5 protein-coding genes are annotated in these 5,350 nt (G+C 36.8%); 2 read left to right on the top strand and 3 right to left on the bottom strand.

The genetic code is table 11. From position 1 onward, the window contains the following. The coding region (locus WBF61_RS05405; protein ID WP_424254618.1) for a PTS transporter subunit IIBC at positions 1-1,278 on the top strand (1,278 nt) is incomplete at its 5' end. A 4-nt stretch (positions 1,279-1,282) separates the two neighbouring features. Next, on the top strand, positions 1,283-2,116 hold the full coding sequence (locus tag WBF61_RS05400; RefSeq protein ID WP_424254616.1) for an endonuclease/exonuclease/phosphatase family protein: 834 nt from the start codon (positions 1,283-1,285) through the stop codon (positions 2,114-2,116). A gap of 61 nt (positions 2,117-2,177) precedes the next feature. On the opposite strand, the gene gorA is transcribed toward WBF61_RS05400, so the two are convergent. The 3 genes from gorA to WBF61_RS05385 form a co-directional block, all read right to left on the bottom strand. After that, positions 2,178-3,530 (bottom strand): glutathione-disulfide reductase, encoded by a 1,353-nt coding sequence (gene gorA / locus WBF61_RS05395; RefSeq protein WP_424254615.1) that lies wholly within the window; start codon positions 3,528-3,530, stop codon positions 2,178-2,180. An 85-nt stretch (positions 3,531-3,615) separates the two neighbouring features. Further along, positions 3,616-4,965, bottom strand: coding sequence for a uracil-xanthine permease family protein (locus WBF61_RS05390; RefSeq protein WP_424254613.1), 1,350 nt, complete (start codon positions 4,963-4,965; stop codon positions 3,616-3,618). A 76-nt stretch (positions 4,966-5,041) separates the two neighbouring features. Continuing rightward, positions 5,042-5,350: glycosyltransferase (locus WBF61_RS05385; protein WP_424254611.1), on the bottom strand; the 309-nt coding region annotated here is incomplete at its 5' end.

Raw genomic sequence — 5,350 nt, 5'->3', positions numbered from 1 at the left:
TATTTCACTTCTGTTCTTGGAGCACCTGCTTTAAATATGGGAGTGTTTGTAGGAATTATTTCTGGTTTTGTAGGAGCAATTGTATTTAATAAGTATTATAACTACCGTAAATTACCTGAAGCTCTTTCATTCTTTAATGGAAAACGCTTTGTACCATTTGTGGTTATCTTATGGTCTGTTCTTGTTTCCCTTATATTAGCTGTTTTTTGGCCAATTATTCAAACAGGTATCAATAACTTTGGGCAGTGGATCGCTACTTCAGCTGATACCGCTCCAATAGTAGCTCCATTTATTTATGGAACATTGGAACGTTTATTATTGCCCTTTGGATTGCATCACATGTTAACCATTCCAATCAACTATACGGCACTTGGAGGTACTTATACCATCTTGACTGGAGCAAATGCAGGAGCACAAGTATTCGGCCAAGATCCACTTTGGTTAGCTTGGGTTAGTGATTTAGTAAATTTAAAAGATTCAGGCGATACAACTGCTTATCAGGCTTTATTAACCGGCATTACTCCTGCTCGTTTTAAAGTTGGTCAAATGATTGGTGCAACTGGAACACTAATGGGTGTTGCTTTTGCTATGTACCGTAGAACAGACATAGAAAAACGCAGAAAATACAAATCAATATTCTTCTCTGCCGCTATTGCTGTTTTCTTAACCGGTGTAACTGAGCCACTTGAATTCATGTTTATGTTTGCTGCACCTTTACTTTACGTTGTTTATGCTGTTATTCAAGGATTCTCCTTTGCATTAGCTGACATAATTCCATTGCGTGTTCACTCATTCGGAAACCTAGAGTTCTTAACTCGTGTTCCTATGTCTCTTAATGCTGGTTTAGCATGGGATGTTATTAACTTTGTCTTAAGTAGCCTTGCATTCTTTGCTATCGCTTACTTTATCTCTTATTACATGATTGGTCGTTTCAAGATTGCTACTCCAGGACGTTTAGGAAACTACATTGATGAAGAATCTATCACTGATACGCAAGCAAGTGACGTTTCTAGTCATGCTGGAAAAGTTGAAGCCTCTTCAAAACAAGTAACAGATATTATCGCTCTTTTAGGTGGCCCTTCAAATATTACAGACGTTGACGCCTGCATGACTCGCCTCCGCGTAAGTGTAAAAAATCCTGATTTAGTTGGGGATGAAGCTGCTTGGAAAAAAGTCGGTGCTTTAGGTTTAATTAAAAAAGGTCAGGGAATTCAAGCTGTTTATGGACCAAAAGCAGATGTTTTAAAATCAGATATTCAAGATGCACTAGGAGTTTAATTCGTTGAAACTATTGACTTTAAATACTCATAGTTGGCTAGAAGAAGACTCACATGATAAGTTAGATATTCTTGTAGATACTATTTTATTGCATCACTATGATATCTTAGCATTTCAGGAGGTAAATCAATCTATAGAGGAATCTGTCCTAGATTTATCAGATGTTTTTACTTATCAAGCTGCTGATCCTTCTATTCAGATTAAACAGAATAATTTTGCGTTTCAAGTACAGCAAAAATTAGAAAAATTAGGTTTACAGTATTCATGGACTTGGTTGCCTTCACACATCGGTTATGATACTTATGATGAAGGCTTAGCCTTTTTAAGTCTTCATCCTATCCAACAAATCAAAACGTTTTATGCTTCAAAAAGTACAGATTATAGTAACCATAAAACAAGATCTATCATTGGTATACAGGTTAAGGAAGAATGGTATTTTAACCTTCATTTAGGTTGGTGGAATGATGAAGAAGATACGTTTAAAGAGCAATGGGGCATCTGTTCTACTTTTTTCAAAACTCTAACTGGCCCTATCTTTTTAATGGGTGATTTTAATAATCCTGCACAGTCAAAAAATGAAGGATATGATTTAGTAACTAAAGAATGGTTCGATACTTATCGGCTAGCTGTTAAGCGTGATATCGGTCATACTGTTGAAAGCACTATAGATGGATGGACTGAAAACAAAGATAGACTAAGATTAGATTTTATTTTTACAAATCAATCTATTTTAGTTAATCAGTCTAGAGTTGTCTTCAACGGGTTAAATTATCCAGTTATTTCCGATCATTATGGAGTTCACGTGGAATTAACCACTGAACCACAATTTATCCATTAAAAAAGTCTCCGTTCTTAAACCGTTAAGGTATAAGAATGGAGACTTTTTATTCACTAGCTTTTTATTTCATTGTAACAAATTCTTCCGCACCAGTTGGGTGAATAGCAACAGTATTATCAAAATCTGCTTTCGTCGCACCCATTTTTATGGCAACAGCAAAACCTTGAAGCATTTCATCCATTCCAGATCCCATTCCATGGAGACCAATAACTTTTTCTTCCGGCCCGCAACAAACTAGTTTCATGTACGTTTTTTGTCTATTTTCTGTAATTGAACTATGCATAGCGGTAAATCTAGTTTCATAAGTTTTTATTTGCATCTCACCATACTTATCAACTGCTTGTTCTTCTGTCATACCAACCGTCCCAATTGGTGGATGGGTGAAAACGACTGTTGGTACGTTATCGTAATCTAAATGCTCTAATGGTTTATTATTGAACAAACGCTCAGAAAGACGTCTGCCTGCAGCTATAGCAACCGGTGTTAGTTCAATATGACCGGTTACGTCGCCAATCGCATATATTCCTTTTACTGACGTATTTTGAAATTCATCGACGGCAATATATCCGCCATCATTAACTTTAACGTCCGTTGCTTCTAAGTTTAAATTTTCTGTATTTGGCTTTCTACCAATTGCCCAAATAAGTGTATCCGTTTCGTGTGTTGTACCGTCTTCTAAATAAAGAGTCAGGCTACCATCATCATTCTTTTCTACTTTTTCAGGTATAGAATACGTATGAAGAGTAGCTCCTTCTCGTTCCATTGTTTCTAATAAACCCTCAACTATAATCGAGTCAAAGTTTCTTAATGGTGCATGCTGGCGAACAAATAAATGCGCATCAGATCCTAATCCATGCAACACACCTGCTAATTCTACTGCAATATACCCTGCTCCAACGATAGCTGTTCGTTTTGGCAATTCTGTCAACTCAAAAAAACCATCTGAATCTATACCATATTCAGCTCCTGGAATAGTTGGGAATTCCGGTTGACCACCTGTTGCAATTAAAATATGGTCTGACGTGTATTGTTTTCCATTTACTTCGATAGTTTTATTATCAATAAACGTTGCATATCCATTTATTAAATCAACATCATTACTAGCTAATCCATTTTCATAACTACCGTGTAGTCTCTCAATAAAAGCCTCTCTGTTTTTAACTAATTTAGAAAAATTCAAGTTTTTCGAAGGGATATCAATCCCATAACCGGAAGCATATAAATTCATTTCATCCATCATTTGTGCCCCGTGCCACATAATTTTTTTAGGTACACATCCTACATTGACACATGTCCCACCGATAACGTTTCCCTCTATTAATGCGCCTTTAGCTCCATGCATTCCTGCACGATTGATAGAAGCTATTCCGCCGCTTCCGCCACCGATAGCAATATAATCATACTTCTCGATCATTTTATCTCCTACTTTCTTCCATATACTTACTTAAGTATAGCTATTTATTAACTAAAAAGAAAGAAGAAGGTTTCATAGTATTCATTTACTCTTGTACTTCTTCCTTATGGAACTCAGCTTCTGCCGGTAAAATAATATTCAAGCTTAAAGCAACTAAACAGGCTATGACGATAGCTGACCCACCAAATAAAGAGGCTAAGAAATCCGGTAAACCCACCATTGCCTCAGGAACTTGAGTCAATCCGAGTCCAAAAACTAAAGAAAGACCAATAATTACTTTTGAACGATCCGTTAAGGGTTCAGCTGTTAATATACTAATTCCTGTTAAAGTAATTTGGGAAAAGATAATGATAGAAGCGCCACCAATAACCGCTTGGGGTAAAGTAGAGATCATCGCCCCAAATTTAGGTATTAACCCGGCTGCAATTAAAAAAACTGATCCAACCGCTACAATATAGCGACTCATCATTTTAGTAAAAGAAATCATTCCAACATTCTGACTAAAAGATGTATTCGGTAAGGAATTAAACATCGCTGCTAGTGAAGACGTTACTCCATTCGCAATAATTGACCCTGAAAGTTCTTTATCTGTTGGCTCTCTATCTGATCCACCCATTGTTATTGCGGTAACATCTCCAACCGTTTCTACGGCGGTAACGATAAACATAATTAGCATAGGTGCAATTGCGCCCCACTTAAATGCTAATGGAAAATAAAAAGGTTGAGGCAATGAAAACCAATTAGCTTCTCTTATCGGCCCAAACTCTACCATGTTAAGAGCAACTGCTAATACATATCCTATAATAATAGCAATTAAGATTGACGATGTTTTAGCCATCCCTTTACCGAATTGATTTAAAAGTAAAACTAAAGACATAACAAACAAAGATACCAACCAATTTTTCATTGAGCCAAACGTTTCAGATCCATTTCCACCAGCCATCGCTTCAATCCCAGTTGGGAGTAAGGATAAACCAATTGTCAATACGACTGTCCCCGTGACCACTTTTGGAAAGAACCGTCTCAACGGTTGTATAAAAAAACCTAATCCTGCACAAAATAACCCACCTACAAATGTAGCCCCTAACAAGCCCGAGATACCATATCCACTAGCTATTGAAATATTGGTTGGTAAAAACCCAAAACTAGTTCCCATTACAATAGGGAGTTTCGCTCCAACTTTCCAGATTGGATAACACTGAATCAACGTTGCTACACCTGCCATAACCATTGCACTTTGGACTAGCACGGTTAGGTCTCTACCTGAAATCCCAACTACTTTTGCCACAATTATTGGAACAGCTATATTGCTTAAAAACATAGCAAAGATATGTTGCAACCCTAATGGAACCGCTTCTCTCAATGGGGGAATACCATCTACATCATACTTACTTCTATTAACGGGCTCTTTTCTCTTCATAGAAAGAAAGTTCATTCAATCAGCTCCTATCTCATACTTAATTAGCAGGACTGACCTTTGGTGCAGCCAGTTTTCCACCTATTTATCCTTTTTAGATATTTTTCAATACTTGTTTGACCGCAAAATCAGGCCCTCTATCCTTGGATATCTGACTCCAATACGCTATTTCACTCGTATCTTGATTATTTATTTTTAAAAGAGCTGTGACTAAGTTCTCTTCAGTAAATGTATTTGGATCCAGTATCTCAGCTAGCTGTTTTTTTTCACAATCATAGGCAATATTAAATTGATCGCTTGAAAAAGGTAAAATAATCATCGGTTTCCCGTAATACAAGGCCTCTGTAAAGGTATTGCAACCTCCATGAAAAATAACGTTATCCATATAAGGCATTAAAGCTTT

The sequence above is a fragment of the Carnobacterium sp. genome, assembly GCF_049673005.1.
GTDB lineage: Bacteria > Bacillota > Bacilli > Lactobacillales > Carnobacteriaceae > Carnobacterium_A.
Note: the sequence above shows the minus strand (reverse complement) of the source record. Positions and strands in the feature narration are given on the sequence as shown.